The sequence below is a fragment of the Bartonella sp. AP58NXGY genome (assembly GCF_042195785.1).
Taxonomy (GTDB): Bacteria; Pseudomonadota; Alphaproteobacteria; order Rhizobiales; family Rhizobiaceae; genus Bartonella.
Genome location: NZ_JBHIOY010000002.1, coordinates 146594 through 162139, shown reverse-complemented (window position 1 = coordinate 162139; position 15546 = coordinate 146594). Strand labels below are relative to the sequence as shown.

At 37.9% G+C, this 15546-nt stretch carries 17 protein-coding genes and 2 pseudogenes; 13 read left to right on the top strand and 6 right to left on the bottom strand.

Translation table 11 applies throughout. The features are described from left to right. Positions 1 to 139 precede the first annotated feature (139 nt). The 3 genes and pseudogenes from ACFINC_RS02010 to ACFINC_RS02000 form a co-directional block, all read right to left on the bottom strand. On the bottom strand, positions 140 to 712 hold the full coding sequence (locus ACFINC_RS02010) for a biopolymer transporter ExbD (RefSeq protein ID WP_375615867.1): 573 nt from the start codon (positions 710 to 712) through the stop codon (positions 140 to 142). Further along, the gene (locus tag ACFINC_RS02005; RefSeq protein ID WP_375615866.1) at positions 709 to 1611 is read right to left on the bottom strand and encodes a MotA/TolQ/ExbB proton channel family protein; all 903 of its coding nucleotides are present in this window, start codon (positions 1609 to 1611) and stop codon (positions 709 to 711) included. Before ACFINC_RS02005 ends, ACFINC_RS02010 begins: the two co-directional genes overlap by 4 nt. Positions 1612 to 2348: 737 nt before the next feature. Continuing rightward, positions 2349 to 2485 (bottom strand): annotated as a pseudogene (locus ACFINC_RS02000) (integrase); the annotation flags it as partial. A 526-nt stretch (positions 2486 to 3011) separates the two neighbouring features. Between ACFINC_RS02000 and ACFINC_RS01995 the strand changes: the two are divergent. Continuing rightward, a complete protein-coding gene (locus ACFINC_RS01995) occupies positions 3012 to 3338 on the top strand; it encodes a YqjD family protein (protein WP_375615865.1) in 327 nt (108 codons plus the stop codon). A 3-nt stretch (positions 3339 to 3341) separates the two neighbouring features. After that, complete coding sequence (locus tag ACFINC_RS01990) at positions 3342 to 3785, top strand: hypothetical protein (RefSeq protein WP_375615864.1); 444 nt, start codon at positions 3342 to 3344, stop codon at positions 3783 to 3785. Between the two features lie 1065 nt (positions 3786 to 4850). On the opposite strand, the gene ACFINC_RS01985 is transcribed toward ACFINC_RS01990, so the two are convergent. From ACFINC_RS01985 to ACFINC_RS01975, 3 genes are all read right to left on the bottom strand, one after another. Continuing rightward, the gene (locus ACFINC_RS01985; RefSeq protein WP_375615986.1) at positions 4851 to 6080 is read right to left on the bottom strand and encodes an MFS transporter; all 1230 of its coding nucleotides are present in this window, start codon (positions 6078 to 6080) and stop codon (positions 4851 to 4853) included. A gap of 325 nt (positions 6081 to 6405) precedes the next feature. Then, a complete protein-coding gene (locus tag ACFINC_RS01980; protein WP_375615863.1) occupies positions 6406 to 6552 on the bottom strand; it encodes a hypothetical protein in 147 nt (48 codons plus the stop codon). Positions 6553 to 8499: 1947 nt separating this feature from the next. After that, positions 8500 to 9141, bottom strand: a complete 642-nt coding sequence (locus tag ACFINC_RS01975) for a nuclease (RefSeq protein ID WP_375615862.1) — start codon at positions 9139 to 9141, stop codon at positions 8500 to 8502. A 263-nt stretch (positions 9142 to 9404) separates the two neighbouring features. Between ACFINC_RS01975 and ACFINC_RS01970 the strand changes: the two genes are divergently transcribed. The 11 genes and pseudogenes from ACFINC_RS01970 to ACFINC_RS01920 all read left to right on the top strand — a co-directional run bounded on the left by ACFINC_RS01970 (position 9405) and on the right by ACFINC_RS01920 (position 15481). Continuing rightward, positions 9405 to 9755 carry a TrbC/VirB2 family protein gene (locus ACFINC_RS01970; RefSeq protein ID WP_375615861.1) on the top strand — a complete coding sequence of 117 codons (351 nt, stop codon included), beginning with the start codon at positions 9405 to 9407 and terminating at the stop codon, positions 9753 to 9755. A 19-nt stretch (positions 9756 to 9774) separates the two neighbouring features. Then, positions 9775 to 10098 (top strand): type IV secretion system protein VirB3, encoded by a 324-nt coding sequence (locus ACFINC_RS01965; RefSeq protein ID WP_375606511.1) that lies wholly within the window; start codon positions 9775 to 9777, stop codon positions 10096 to 10098. Next, positions 10098 to 12458, top strand: a complete 2361-nt coding sequence (locus ACFINC_RS01960; RefSeq protein ID WP_375615860.1) for a VirB4 family type IV secretion/conjugal transfer ATPase — start codon at positions 10098 to 10100, stop codon at positions 12456 to 12458. Before ACFINC_RS01965 ends, ACFINC_RS01960 begins: the two co-directional genes overlap by 1 nt. Next, positions 12455 to 13222, top strand: a complete 768-nt coding sequence (locus tag ACFINC_RS01955) for a type IV secretion system protein (protein ID WP_375615859.1) — start codon at positions 12455 to 12457, stop codon at positions 13220 to 13222. The genes ACFINC_RS01960 and ACFINC_RS01955 overlap by 4 nt, the downstream gene beginning before the upstream one ends. Before the next feature lie 25 nt (positions 13223 to 13247). Beyond that, the gene (locus ACFINC_RS01950; RefSeq protein WP_375615858.1) at positions 13248 to 13514 is read left to right on the top strand and encodes an EexN family lipoprotein; all 267 of its coding nucleotides are present in this window, start codon (positions 13248 to 13250) and stop codon (positions 13512 to 13514) included. After that, complete coding sequence (locus ACFINC_RS01945; protein WP_375615857.1) at positions 13514 to 13900, top strand: EexN family lipoprotein; 387 nt, start codon at positions 13514 to 13516, stop codon at positions 13898 to 13900. Before ACFINC_RS01950 ends, ACFINC_RS01945 begins: the two co-directional genes overlap by 1 nt. A gap of 2 nt (positions 13901 to 13902) precedes the next feature. Beyond that, positions 13903 to 14215: pseudogene (locus ACFINC_RS01940) on the top strand (EexN family lipoprotein). Positions 14216 to 14217: 2 nt separating this feature from the next. Beyond that, entirely contained in the window at positions 14218 to 14592 is a 375-nt protein-coding gene (locus ACFINC_RS01935; RefSeq protein ID WP_375615856.1) for an EexN family lipoprotein, read from the top strand. A 26-nt stretch (positions 14593 to 14618) separates the two neighbouring features. Then, the gene (locus tag ACFINC_RS01930; RefSeq protein ID WP_375615855.1) at positions 14619 to 14786 is read left to right on the top strand and encodes a hypothetical protein; all 168 of its coding nucleotides are present in this window, start codon (positions 14619 to 14621) and stop codon (positions 14784 to 14786) included. Positions 14787 to 14882: 96 nt separating this feature from the next. Continuing rightward, positions 14883 to 15287, top strand: coding sequence for an EexN family lipoprotein (locus ACFINC_RS01925; RefSeq protein WP_375615854.1), 405 nt, complete (start codon positions 14883 to 14885; stop codon positions 15285 to 15287). A gap of 26 nt (positions 15288 to 15313) precedes the next feature. After that, positions 15314 to 15481: a hypothetical protein gene (locus tag ACFINC_RS01920; protein ID WP_375615853.1), complete on the top strand. Its 168-nt coding sequence runs from the start codon at positions 15314 to 15316 to the stop codon at positions 15479 to 15481. Positions 15482 to 15546: the final 65 nt, after the last annotated feature.

The following is a 15546-nucleotide window of genomic DNA, read 5'->3' as shown; positions in this document are numbered from 1 at the left end:
ACAAGACCGATTTTACGATATCCAGCCATGCGTATTTGATTGAGTAAATCGACGACAAAACCATAATCAATTTCGCTCTATATCGGCTCTCCACCTTTGATGAACATACTCATTCAACAAAAGCTGTACAGTTTTGTTATCATGGGGTGGTTTCTATCGTAGAAACGTTAGCGTTTATAGCAGGGCTTGGTTGAGTATCCCCATGATCCACTCCGCCTTCTTCATCGACAGTACCGTCTATCACTTCTGTTGTTTTATTATTGACCGCACTGTTTGAGGCGAGATGAGGAGAATTTTGCAATCCTACAAGACCGATTTTACGATATCCAGCCATGCGTATTTGATTGAGTAAATCGACGACAAAACCATAATCAATTTCGCTATCCGCTTTGATTAAAATTTTTGTCTCTAAATTTTGCTTGGTTTCCTTCACCAAAGCTTCTCTCAAAGTTCCTTGTTCTATAAGGTGATCACCAATGTAAAGAGAACGATCTTTTTGTAAAGTAACATAAACAGGCTCATCAGGTTGCTCTACTGAAGGCGCTTGAGTGATAGAAGGAAGCTGAACAGGAATGACAGATGTTGCCAAAGGTGCTGCAACCATAAAAACAATAAGCAACACCAACACAACATCAATAAAAGGGGTCACATTGATTTCGCTCTGCAACCCACTCTCATCGGACTCCCAGTCATTATTAAAACTTGCTTTCATTTTTTAAGACTTTTCTGTTGTCTTTGTCTATCAAGTTCACGGCTCAAGAGCCTTTCAAGAGCAGCCGCGATATCGCCTAAATCACTACGATAACCATTCAAAGCACGCATAAGGCTATTATACATAACAACGGCGGGAATAGCTACAAAAAGCCCAATAGCTGTTGCGAATAAAGCTTCGGCAATTCCAGGAGCCACCACATCCAATCGCGTTGTTTGAGACTGAGCAATTCCAATAAAAGAATTCATAATTCCCCAAACAGTTGCAAAGAGACCAACAAAGGGAGCAATTGCACCAATGGTTGCAAGAACGGTGCTTCCACATGCCACACGGCGTGTAGCAGCCAGCAAGCAACGCGACAAAAGCGAGTGAACCCTTTCTTTTAAACCTTCATGAACATCACGAGCCTTAGCATCGCGAACATCGCGGGAGACATCTTCATATTGATTGCTCTCCTCATAAAAGAGAATATCTTCAATCGTTTGTGCACTTTCCTTTGAACTAGTTCTCTCACCAGAGCTTTCATTTATCCCTTCAGGAGCAGAAAAATGAACCTGTTGTGTAGAAAGATACACCTCTTTAAGGACTTCTTTGAGAAAAAACACACCAGCTCCTTTGCTTTCTTTCAAACTCGCTGCCAAACGTGTAAGAGTCTGAGCGTTAAGAACCAATTGGAGTTCATGACGAACTCTTCGTTTTGCCAAAGTGATCTCAATAATTTTCACAAAAGCAATTGTCCACGACATAAGAGAAGCAAGTAACAAAATAATGATAACGGCTTTCACCACCCAATCAGCAGCCATAAACATGGAAAAAGGAGAAAAATCATGCACTGTCAATACAGCAGATGTATTATCTAAAGGGACTGTTTTATCTAAAGGGACTGTTTCAGATTCCATTTTTATCTCACATTCTTGTGCTCTTATCTTTATTTATGAGCTGGATCGTCACCCCGCATAGCATCACTGTTCCACAATGCCACTACCCTTTTAACGTCACTTGTGTATTCCTCTTAAGAAAGAAAACTTGATAAATCAAGTATAGTTTTACTCCACAAACTTTCTCTTAATTCTAAAGAAATTTTTCTCTAACAATTCAACAAGTTTATCTTACCCAATCAATTTATTGCATAAATTAGGCAAAATGATAAACTTACAAGAAGTATCGCATATAATATTTTAATTTATAAGAATAACGCATCCTCTTTCTACTCACAACACATTGACTTATAAAAACAATTCATTATCGTTCCTGTTGAATGAACCTTTAATATCGCCAGCTTCTTTTATTTTCGCCGCTCTTTTGAATCCAAGCAAATATTCGCTTCCATGAAACAAGCAGCAAAAATATCATAAAACTCTTGAAGAAAAGGATATGCACATCTCTAACAACCCGTGCACTGAAGTCCCTCTCCTATCCTAAAATAAAAATATACCTTACGTTTTAAAAAAAGAACTATCGCAATATCTTAAACTGACAAAAAGTATCATGGGGAGCGCGTGTTGCCCCCAAATACACAGAGAGCAAAAAGCCGCAATATTCTTTGCTTTAAAAGCATAAAAATGGCATTTTTTTCTGCTGCAAAATCGCAACCACCATGTATTTTTCCTGTCCCAAGTAAAAAAACAAATCTTACTGCGCCTTTTAAAGAAACATCTCTCAAAGAGCACCCAATCCCATTTCGCGACGACGCCCGTGAATGGTATAACGGTAAATCTATTGAGCACCTCCATCTTTACGCTTATGAAGGAGCAAGCCGGCACCATCACACACTTTGCCAGCTCGTGGATGTTTGCGACAAACCTTGGCACTAGAGAGGGTTCATAAGAGCCATATTTAGTCCTTTCTTATACAAATTTGATCCACACCACTCATCCCACTTGTTATGTGCAAATGAGTGGTTTTGATTGATGCAAGATAAACAGATTTGAAATGAGAGAATTTTACGTTATTTGAAGGTCTCAATTCAATATGAATTACGCTAAATTATCATTATAAATCAATACATTGCCTTTTTTTAAAGAACCTTTTATCAAAAACTGCACCACGAGAAGCTGAAGAATAGTGCTAAATTTCTTCAAAAGCATAAGACAATTTTCAACAGACGAGCCCCTTTACGGACAGAGCATATTTTATAGACGAGATTTATTTTATCAAAAACAATTTTAAATGAGACAACGAAGGGAACCAAAAAAAACTTTTTGCGTTACCCCAGCAGTGAAAATTTTCACTCCAATGCAAATGATCACTATGAACACACCAATACAAATATAATGAATCAAGAGAGGGAAAAAATATCATGGCCATGAATAAAACAACGCCGCACAATAAAACAGCTTCAGAAAAAGACCTACAAGGACAATTAGAAACGTTACGCACTGAAATTTCAGGGATTACCTCAACCCTAACAGATCTTGGTGCAAACAAATTCAACGCCGCCAAAGAGAAAGCAGAAAAACTATATCACTCAGCGAAAGAAAGTGGTGAAGACATGATGTCTCAAGCAAAAGACAAAATCAGTGATCTTGAACAAACTCTGAACCAATGCGTTCGCAAAAATCCTGGCAAAAGCGTTCTTTTTGCAGCAGGCGTTGGTTTTATTCTTTCTCAATTACTGCGTCGTTAAGCAATGCACAAGTTTATCGCTCCTCTTTTAAACCATCTTGTCGGTGGAGGGCTTAAAAGCACAGTCAAGCAAGTACGCCTTCAAGCAATTTTCTATGGGTTTATTAGCATTTCATTCTTCATGTCTTTGCTTTTTTTATGTACCATCGGTTTTATTGCGTTATGTTCTGTTATGAAGCCCCTTACCGCCGCCAGCATCATGTTTTTAATTTGTCTGTCTCTTGCGGGATTAGGTCTTATTATGAGTCGTGTACTCAAGGCTTATCAACGCTATGACCAACAAAAAAAGACAGAAGAACAACGCCACAAACTGATGACAGATGCGACTATTTCCAGCCTTGCAGCTCTCAGTCAACATCTCCCTTTTGCAAAATTGAGTGTGCCCATTCTTGGACTTGCAACTTATTTCCTGTGGAAAAAAGATAAAAAGGACAGCTTTTCAGATTAAAATATGTAAAGCTACCCTTTATCCCCCCCCCCAAGAGTGCTTTCTTATATAAAAAAGAAAGCACTCTTTCTTATAGTCTTTTTAATTTTTTCGATAACATGAGGGAAAATTCCCTTCATTGTAGCTAAAAATTCCATAGATTTGATTAAATCCCTTTCAGATTGCACCCCATATTTCATGAACATCGCAACGTTAAGCAAAGCTTGCGTTAAAAGTTCTCATTTAATAAGTTGAAGCAACTTGTTGTTTTTTGAAATTGACTTCCTCCCCACACCTCAAAGGATGGGGGGGCCTACCAGCCATCGGGCTGTCAACAGTCCAGTTTCTCACGGGCGTGTTTCTCCAGCTGATCACACATGCGATTTACTTCATAAGCGTGCAATATATTGATTTATAATGATAATTAACTGTTTTGTATATTGAATGAGAGCCCCGAATATCGTAAGATTCTTTCATTTCAAACCTGCTTATCTTGAATCAATCAAAAATATTCGCTTGCACGTTACAAGCGGGATGAGTGTGTGGATAAAATTTGTATAAGAAAGGACTAAACATAGCTCTTATGCCCCCCCCCTCTAGTGCCAAGGTCTGTCGCAACACCCACGAGCAGGCAAAGGTGGGTGATGGTGTCGGCTTGTTACTCCATAAGCGCGTCAGGCAAACCCTGCCCTAAATACTTGATCACGATATCTAAAAATACTTAATATGCAAAGCTTTTCATGCCTTCTATCACCGCTTTACACAACAGTGTTTTACGGCATAATAGGATAAAATAAACGCATTCTCATTGATTAACTAATCCAATCAATTGCCCACGACTTACAGAACCAATTTAAGCGCTTTTTGCTCATTTTCTATATTCTATGTCTCTATCCGCCTTCCAGATATTTTATTAATCATTATTGTTTTAACCTCTTCTTTTAGAAACAAAGCAACTGTTGTAAAATCTGGCAAATTAACACCATTTTACGTAAACGCCTCAAAAAGCAGTTATAAATATAAATACTTTTGTTTCAAATATAATGAATGAACCATCTTAGAAAAAAGAAACAGCATAGAGATATATCAATGATCATCATCTACGGTCAGCGTATTATAATCTTTATTTATCTTAATTTTTATAACGCCAATCATTCCAGTGGAAATAACGAATGCAGACATCGCTAAAAAAGAACTCACAACTCCCACGAGTGCAAAAAGTCCAGCAATAAAGCCAGAAACCGCTTCAGCAGAGTTTGCTAACGTTGAAAAGGTTCCAAAACTCTTACCAAAATCTTCACGACGAGAATATAATTGAATAGCTGAAACTAAACTAATGTCTACAAATGCGCCAGTAAATCCTAAAATAAAGGCTAGTCCTAAAATTAGTTTTAAAGAAAGCATTACAACTAAAGGCATAATAAACAGAATAATCCCATAAAGAAGCCAAAATATCATGAGCTTCAACGATGTAACATTTAATATAATTTTACTATAGAACAAACCACCAACAATAGTTCCAACAGCCATGAGAGAAAAAATATAACTCACAAATCTTTCCTCTCCACCTACAGAAAGAATAAAAGCTGGAATTAAAAATCTTAAAATTGCACCCGTAAAGAGAATAGCAAACGACGAACCAACGAGCGTAATGAATAAATGTTTATTTTCAGTAGAAATATATTGAAGATAGGAAGCGGTTTCTCGATAAATTTTTATAAAATTGAAAGGCTTATTCTCGCTTGAATCTAAATTCACGAGATTAAATAACACGACAATAGATATAAGATAGGTAAAAAAATCAAAAATGAGAACTGCCGATTTATTGGCAAAAAGAAGCAATAGGGAACAAACTAAAGGGCCGATTACAGATGCCGTTTCGTCTATAATTTGTGCAATGCTATTTGCCTTTGTCAGATCATTGATTGGAAACATTTTCGGGATAGCCGCTTGAAAACTTGGTTGGAAAATACTTCTTCCTATTGTTGTACATATTGCTGCCAAAATAAGTACAATAATATGTGCGGTCCCTGTTATAGTAGTTATAAGAACGAATAATGAGGCGAATAATCTCACCAGTTCACTTAAAATCATATTTTTCTTCAAAGAAAAATTATCCGCTAACCAACCGCCTATAGGTCCAAAAAAGAGAAAAGGGATAAATCGAAAAAAATACACAAGACCTGTAAAAAAGAAGTTATCTGTTAATTCTAAGACAAGTAAAATAAAAACAACTTCATAAGCATAATCGCCAACTTTAGAAATAAAGAGGGAAAAAAAAAGAGATAACGGACTCTTTTTTAAAAATAAATTCATATCAACCATCCGATATTAAACTTTTCTACGCTTAAAGTTACACAGCCTTTAATAAAATTGGTGATATGAACTTTAAAGGAATCGTATATTCTAATAAATCGCTTAATAAGTTAAGTGAAAAATTTTAAGTATTCTCTTCACAAACAATAAGTCGTCATATATTTTTCTTTCGGAAAAAGAGGTGGTATATGCCCTCAGGGATTCCTAATAACCTCTTTCTTCCCTTAAAAATTAAAGAAGATCTGCATATATTTCAGTGTATACATCATGAGAGCCTCATTAATCACCTCTCAATAGGTGGATTATATTTTCTTTGGCCCTTATATCATGAGTTCCCTCCACATTCATCAAAACAAAAAATAATCTTTCCAGATATAATTCCCCGCGATTTTTTAGCAATCATGCCACGACGCAAAGCCAGCCCCCCACCCACTTTTCCAGCTCGTGGATGTTGGCAGACAGCTCTTAGCACTTAAAACAATTCATTCGAGGCATTTTGAGTTTTTTCTTGTATAGTTTTTACCCACATGACCTACCCACTTGTGACGTGCAAACCAAGTAATTTTAATTGATTTAACATAGAATAGATTTTAAATGAGAAAATCCTCATGTTATTTGGGGTTCTAATTCAAGTTGAACAATGCTAAATTATCATTATAAGCCAATATGTTGATACAGATATCTGCCTTAGTAATTGGATGCGTTGCCGGTAATATTTTTCGACAATAATTCCAATAGCGTAAGCGGCTTTTTTAAAGCCCCATCGTTTTTTTTCTTCTACAACGCGAGGGAACATTCCGGTCATTTTAGGTAAAAAGCCCATAGCCCCAATTAAATTATTTTCAGATTGAAGCGCCTATTTGAGAAATATGGGCGATATTTGGCAATGCCTTAGCGAACAGTTCCGGCTTAATTTGAAGCAATGTACACCCTTTTGAAGCAAATGTTATTTCGATTGATATTTTGCTCGTCTCTTTTTTTCATAAGCTTTTTTATTGTAACTGGAAATCACGTTTAGAATTTGAGTGTGTTCAAAATAATCTGAACATTTATTTTGTTACAACTACAGCTATGTTTAAGGATTTTATGTTCTATGTGTATGTCACGGGTGACATACACATAGGTTGTTTTTAATGTTTTTTTGCTTAAAACCTCTCTACTGGAGGCAAAAAAATGTAAAAGACATCCCTTTTCCACAAAATCTCTCTTGCAGATTACATCCGTTGACCTTTTCCTCCCCACACCTCAAAGGATGGGGGGTCCTACCAGCCATCGGGCTGTCAACAGTCCAGTTTCTCACGGGCGTGTTTCTCCAGCTGATCACACATGCGATTTACTTCATAAGCGTGCAATATATTGATTTATAATGATAATTAACTGTTTTGTATATTGAATGAGAGCCCCGAATATCGTAAGATTCTTTCATTTCAAACCTGCTTATCTTGAATCAATCAAAAATATTCGCTTGCACGTTACAAGCGGGATGAGTGTGTGGATAAAATTTGTATAAGAAAGGACTAAACATAGCTCTTATGCCCCCCCCCTCTAGTGCCAAGGTCTGTCGCAACACCCACGAGCAGGCAAAGGTGGGTGATGGTGTCGGCTTGTTACTCCATAAGCGCGTCAGGCAAACCCTGCCCTAAAATACTGATCACGATATCTAAAAATACTTAATATGCAAAGCTTTTCATGCCTTCTATCATCGCTTTACACAACGGTATTTACAGCATAATAGGATAAATTAAATTAGGAAGTACGAAGAATTTAATTCACCGTATAAGTATTTTAGAATCCCTTCTGTTAACGCAGTTGGATTTTTATTTTTTTGCCATTGTGTCTCCCTCTCTTGAAACAACTCGTAGCTTTGAAAAAAGCATGTCAAGGTAAAAGCAATACAAAAATATTCAACACGATAAAACTAGGGTTTGCAATTTTCTTTCTAGTTTTTTCGATTAACACCTATGATACCTATAAAGCGCTATTTATGCCCCCTATAAGCTTTCTTTTTAATCATGATTTCAAAGTTGCGTGAGAAGGACAAGAAAAGCCTTTTGGTTATTGGTCAAGAGCACGTGCGCCTAATGGTGTGCTTTTACAAGGTGCCCTTGTCTCTCCCCCCAAAAGCTTGGTAATCCCCTCTCATTAAACGCGGATCTGATGTCATAATTTTGGGGGGTGATTTAAGAGTTTGAGAGGCAAAAAGCCTTTCATTTAAAAAGCAAAACGAAATGACATAAGCCGAGGAAACACGCTCCCACATAGTGCTGTAGTAAACAACCTATAAGGATATTTTAAACCCAACAATTTTCCATAACGAGAATTGTCCATCAAGATCTATATGGATTGTGATCAACTTTTACCTGTTAAGGTGCGTTGTAGAATATTGTCTTCATTAAATAACGCTTAAGAGAAAGCTTTATCAATAATGGTCAATGGGATTATAGCTTCCGTGATCTCTTCGCCAATCTTCAGGTTGTTGAAATTGGCTCGACCATAAACCGTTTTGTGCTTTTTGAGCAGCAGATTGTAGAGTTTTATAGTCTGAGGGTGATGGGAAATTATGCTGATCTTTTGTCAAGACCATCAACCCTTCTGCCAGCCCCAACCGTGCCAGATCAACTCCGTCAACAAAACATTGTGCATAATGAAGCTGTTGAATGACACGTGCTTGGCGACAAGTAACATTTTTATCGATTGTTTTTGAGACAAGCCACGCGGTGACGAAAGCACCACATGGCCACTTAATTCCATTGCGAGAGGCAAACTGTCGTGTTTCACAAGATTCCACACCATATAGTCGAATATTGCGGACAATCTTTTTTCTCCATCCCTCATCTACGAGCGTGATCATTTTAAAGGTGACACCACTTGTGACTTGTATAGCACCTGAATAGACTGGTACATTTTCTTCATAAAATTGTGATGCAAATGGTTCTGGGTGCAAAGCCACATCTTGTTGGTTTACATCGTGTTGATTTCTATAATCTATCAATTGTGACTTTGGATTTTGAACGGGAGTTTCTATTGTTTTTTCTAGTCCTTTAAAAAAAGAAGATTGCATAAATTTTTCAGTATGCTGATTCAAATAAAAGATTACAGCAAAAATAATAATAGACGTTAAGATAAGATATTTAAGCACTGATCGAAAACATTTTAAAAGTATAATTTTGAATATTACTATATTTTTTGTTTATTAAATAATAAAAGATTAAATATTGTTAATTTATAGATAGAAAAATTTATTTTTTTCATTTATATGATTCCCGATTAATATTTTAATTATTAATTTTATGATTAACTTAAACATAAAGCGGGGGAATTTTCATGAAAAACATGAATAATTCGTTCATTCGTGAACAAACCTTAGAAAAAGGTCTTTTATCCAATACCCAAAAGAAATGGTTAACAACAGCATTGATGCTGTTTATTGCCTTCATTGTACTGAGTGAGCCAGCATTTGCCGCAGGTGACTTCGGAAAAATTGAAGGCGCTCTTGATAAATTAGTCAAAGCTTTAACAGGAAAAATTGCAACATCAATTGCCACCATTGCGGTTGCTGGTATTGGGCTTGCATGGATTGCTGGTTATGTTGAAATGCGTAAAGCTTTCTTTGTTTGTGTTGGCATCGGCATTGTTATGGGTGCATCGCAAATCGTATCAATGTTTTCCAGTTAAACTTTAGCCTTTCAAAGCCATGAAAGAGCACGAAAAGCTAACAGAAGATACGCTATTTCTTGCTTGCACACGCCCTGCCATGATTGCAGGTGTGACGGTGGAAGCTATGGGATTAAATGGGATAGGAACGATGATATTGTTCATTATGGCAGGCAATATTTTTCTTCTAACCTTTGGTGTGATGCTGCATTTCATATTCAAGGAAATCCTAAAGCATGACCATAACAAATTTCGTATTCTTCTGACATGGCAAAAGACAAGTATTTTTGCCAGAAATTCGAGTCTATGGGGTGGGGGAAGTATTTCTCCATTACGATTAATTCGTAATTATGAGGAATTATAATGAATAGAACAGAGCGCAAGCGTGAAAAGCAGCCAGAGGCGATTATCCCTTACGTGCGCCATGTCAACAAGCATATCATTGCGTTGGATTCACGCGCTCTCATGAGCGTTATTAAACTTGAAGGGATTAACTTTGAGACAGCGGATATTATTGATCTGAATGTGCTTCACGAACAGCTCAACAATCTGTTTAAAAACATTGCGGATGAACGGATAGCGCTTTATAGCCATATTATCAGAAAGCGTGAAACGATTTATCCGGACGGGACTTTTAGATCGACATTTGCCAAGCAATTAGATGATAAATATCGCGAGCGGATGGTTTCTCAGGAGCTTTATCGCAATGATCTTTATCTTTCGATTTTGTGGAATCCACACGTTGATCAAACGGATAAATTAGTGGAGTTTTTCAAACGTTTAGGCAAAGCCAAGCAAGACAAGACAGAAGTTGATGCGGAATCCATTCGCAAACTTGAAGATATTACCACAGATCTTATTCAAAATTTAGAGCGCTATGGTGCAAGAAGATTGAGTCTTTATGAACATGAAGGCAATATTTATTCGCAGCAAAGTGAGTTTATCCACCAATTGGTGGGAGGTCGTCGTGAACGTATCCCTCTCACATGGGGGACGATAGCTTCGACTGTTTACTCAGACCGTCTTATTTTCGGGAAAGAGATCATAGAAATACGCACTGAGTCAGGACAGAGATTTGCGGGCATGTTTGGCTGGAAAGAATATCCAGCAAAAACCAGGGTAGGCATGGCGGATGGTTTGCTCACCCTTCCCTTTGAGTTTATTTTCACCCAATCTTTTATTTTCAAGAGCAAAAATGCTGCCAAGCAAATTATGGGGCGCAAACAAAACCAAATGGTCAATGCGGGAGATCGAGCAGGTTCACAAATTATGGAACTTGATGATGCGCTTGATGATCTTGAATCCAATCGTTTTGTTTTAGGGGAGCATCATTTATCATTGGCAGTTTTTGCTGATACGCCGCAAGAGTTAGCGGATAATCTTGCCAAAGCGCGTTCTCGTCTTACAGATGGTGGGGCTGTCATTGCGCGGGAAGACTTAGGGTTAGCAGCGGCTTGGTGGGCACAATTGCCTGGCAATTATGCTTATCGCACGCGTTCTGGTGCGATAACAAGTCGCAATTATGCAGCGCTTTCTCCATTTCATTCCTTTCCGGTTGGGAAAATAGATGGCAATGTATGGGGACCAGCGGTCGCACTAATGAAGACCTCTGCTGGTTCACCGTTTTATTTTAACTTTCACTTTGGTGATTTAGGCAATACGTTTGTTTGTGGTCCCTCTGGTTCTGGGAAAACGGTTATTGTCAATTTTCTTTTAGCGCAACTTCAAAAGCATGATCCCAATATGGTCTTTTTTGATAAGGATCGTGGAGCAGAACTTTTTGTCAGAGCGGGTGGTGGCACTTATATGCCTTTGAAGAATGGTAAACCAACAGGCATAGCGCCGCTTAAGGGGTTAGATTATAACAATCCAGCAGATAGAGTTTTTTTACGGCAATGGATTATCAAGCTTGTTTCTTCTGAAGATCAAAAGATCAGTGAATCAGAAAGACAAGATATTTCTGCTGCTGTTGACCAACTTGCCTTATTACCCAAAGAACAACGGACAATATCGGCCTTACAAATGTTTTTTGACACCACGCATAGAGAGGGGATAGCGGGTCGTTTAGAGAGATGGTGTAAAGGCAATGCCTTAGGGTGGGTTTTTGACAATCCTGATGATGACATTGGCATTGATGCAAAATTTATTGGTTATGACATGACGGATTTTTTAGACAATAATGAAATTCGTCCACCCTTGATGATGTATCTTTTTCATAGAATTTTGTCTTTGATTGATGGGCGTCGTATTATCATTGTCATTGATGAGTTTTGGAAAGCCTTAGAAGATGATTCCTTTAAAGCCTTTGCGCAAGACAGGCTGAAAACTATCCGTAAACAAAATGGTTTGATGTTGTTTGCAACGCAATCTCCCAAAGATGCGATCAATTCGACCATTGCCCACACCATTATAGAGCAATGCCCCACACAGATTTATTTTCCCAATCAAAAGGGCAATCATGGGGATTATGTAGAAGGGTTTAAATTATCAGACAGAGAATTTAACCTGATACAATCAGAATTAAGCCGTGAGTCACGGCGTTTTCTCATCAAACAAGGACAAAGTTCAGTTGTAGCAGAACTAAATTTACGCGGCTTTGATGATGAAATAGCCATTTTAAGTGGCACCACCAAGAATATTGAACTCCTAGAGACCATTATGGATGAAGTTGGACAATCTCCAGAAAAATGGCTTCCTATTTTTCAAGAAAGGTCAAAGCAATGAAAAAACTTTTATTGGCAACAGCCGTCTATGCAGTTTCATTTGGCTTTCAAACAAATGCCTTTGCCATCGTGGTATTTGATCCCACAGCTGCTGCTAACATGGGAGAACAAATTCGGAACAGCGTGCAACAACTTAACAAATTGCAAGAACAAGTTCAACAAGGCAAACAACAGCTTGAGCAATTAAAGAGCCAACTCGATCAAGCGAAACAATTATATAACTCCTTAAATGTCAAGCCTGACATTTCGGGATTGAAAGACATGTTTAACAAGCAAGGGAGCAGTGGCGCCCTGCCTTCAGACTTTAACCACTTTCAACAATCGATGGGCAGCGGCGGTGGCGGCGGCGGTGGCGGCAGCAAAAACACGCAAAAATGGCAAGAAGAACTTAAATACAAAGAGCCCGCGGGGGGCGCAGACTCAAAAGAGGCAGTAGATGCTTTTTACACACAAGAAGTGAAAAAAGCCGAACAGCGCGTAGTAGGAGAAGCGGCAAAAGGCCAAGATGTTTACGAAGAAGCCAGTGAAACACAAAAAAAAATTACCAAGCTTCTTGACGAACTTGGAAGTACTGAAGATGCGGGTAAAATTCAAGGCATTCAAGCACAATTAGCAGCAGTACAAGCAGACCTGCAAGCAAAAATACTCCAAATGCAAGCCGCCATGATGATTCAACAAGCAGAAGAAAAAGCGGCAGAAAGACGTGAAATGGAAGAATTTAAAGCACGAACCAAAGCTTTAGCCCAAAAAATGCGTGGTCAATAAACGAGAAAAAAAGAGGGGCTTGAATATGAACAAGATCATCATAACAACATTGCTACTTTGCACAGGGCTGATCACGGCTGGTTGTGAAAAAACCTACAGCGTAGAAGAACTTAAAAAAAATAAAAAACTGATGGAAGAAGTATTAGTGAAATGTTTGACGTCAGGGGATTTGAATTCGAAAAATTGTAAAAATGCAGAGCAAGCTGAATTTGAAAACCGTAAAAATTGGAAAGGCTTTGGCTCTACAAATGACGATAAACAAGAATCTGAAAAGAAACAGGACAATAAATAATGAATAAAGTTCTCATAACAACATTGCTACTTTGCACAGGGCTCATCGCAGCTGGATGTGAAAAAACCTATAGCGTCGCAGAATTTAAAAAAAATCCAAAATTATTTGATGAATGGGTCACGAGATGTGGAGGAATAGGAACGTCAAAAAATTGTGAAAACCTAAGAGTAGCAGGCGCTGAACTTGAGAAAGAACGTCGGGCAGAGATTGATGAACATAATCGCAAAATAGATGAAGAATTTAAAGCTAAAATGAAGGCTAAACTTGAAAAAATTGAAGCTGACACTAATAAATTGCGAGCCGAACGAGAAGCAAAAGAGCGTGCTGAGGAAGAACAAGAAGCAGAAGAGCGCGCTAAAGCAAAACAACAACAGGACAGTCATTAATCATGAATAAAGTTCTCATAACAACATTGCTACTTTGCACTGGGCTCATCACAGCTGGATGTGAAAAAAACCTACAGCGTAGAAGAATTTAAAAAAAATGAAAGCTTAATAAGAGAGTTTCAATGGAAGTGTGGAGCTTCTGATAATTCGAAAAATTGTCAAAATGTGCGACAAGCCGCGAAGGAACTTGATGAAGAACATTCTAAGAGAGCGTTAGAAAATTATAATAAAGCTCTAGAGAAAATAAATAAAAGGCGAGAAGAACGAGAAGCAGAAGAGCGCGCTAAAGCTAAACAACAACAGGACAGTCATTAATCATGAATAAAGTTCTCATAACAACATTGCTACTTTGCACAGGGCTCATCACAGCTGGATGTGAAAAAACCTATAGCGTCGCAGAATTTAAAAAAGATGAAAAATTACGCTTAGAGTGGGATGCTAGATGTGGATTTGCAGGAACTTCAAAGAATTGTGAAAACATGCGGTTAGCATTTTTAGAACTTGATAAGGAACGTCAGGCACAAGCAGCAGAAAGAGAGCGTCAAGCGGAAGAGAACAATCGCAAAAGAGATGAAAAAGATATGGCTGAAATGAGAGCCAGAATTAAAAAAATGAGAGAAGAGAATCAAAAATTCCTTGCTGAACAAAAAGCAAAAGAGCGCGCGGAAGAAGAACAACAGAATAATAATTAAGATATAATGAAGAGCGGAGCATCTAAATGGCAGTAGAAAGCAAAGGCATATTCACTAAGATAGACAATATGTTGATGGATCCCCTTACAAAAACAATGGATAGCACCATTACACATCGCTATTGCGCTTTAGCTGCTCAACTTAAAGAGCTTCGTGCACTCTATATTTATGGCAACATTATGTCTGTGCCCTAAATTTATCATCGCTGGTTATAAAAACCGATAACACAAGCAGAATTTAAAGATTGTGCTCAAACCTTGTAAAACTGAAAGGAAAAAGGGGAAATATTGATGAATAAAGTTCTCATAACAACATTGCTACTTTGCACAGGGCTCATCACAGCTGGATGTGAAAAAACCTATAGCGTCGCAGAATTTAAAAAAGATGAAAAATTACGCCTAGAATGGGATGCTAAATGTGGATTTGCAGGGACTTCAAAAAATTGTGAAAACATGCGGTTAGCATTTTTAGAACTTCAGAAAGAATATGAAGCAAAAGCAGCAGAAAGAAGTCGTAAAATTGCAGAAGAAAATCGTAAAAGAGAAGAAGAAGATATAGCTGAAATGAGAGCCAGACTTCAAAAAATGGAAGCTAACACTAAAAAAAAATTAGCTGAACAAGAAGCAAAGCGACGTGCTGAGGAAGAACGAAGAGCAAAAGAGCGCACGGCAGAAGAACAACAAAATAACCATTAAGACACAATGAAGAGCGGAGCATCTCAATGGCAGTAGAAAGCAAAGGCATATTTTCTTATATCGACAATATGTTGATGGAGCCCCTTACAAAAATAATGGATAGCGCCATTACACATCACTATTGCGCTTTAGCTGCTCAACTTAAAAATCTTCGTGCACTCTATATTTATGGCAACATTATGTCTGTGCCCTAGATTTATCATCACTGGTTGTAAAACAACCGATAACACAAGCATAATTTAAAGATTGTGCTCAAACT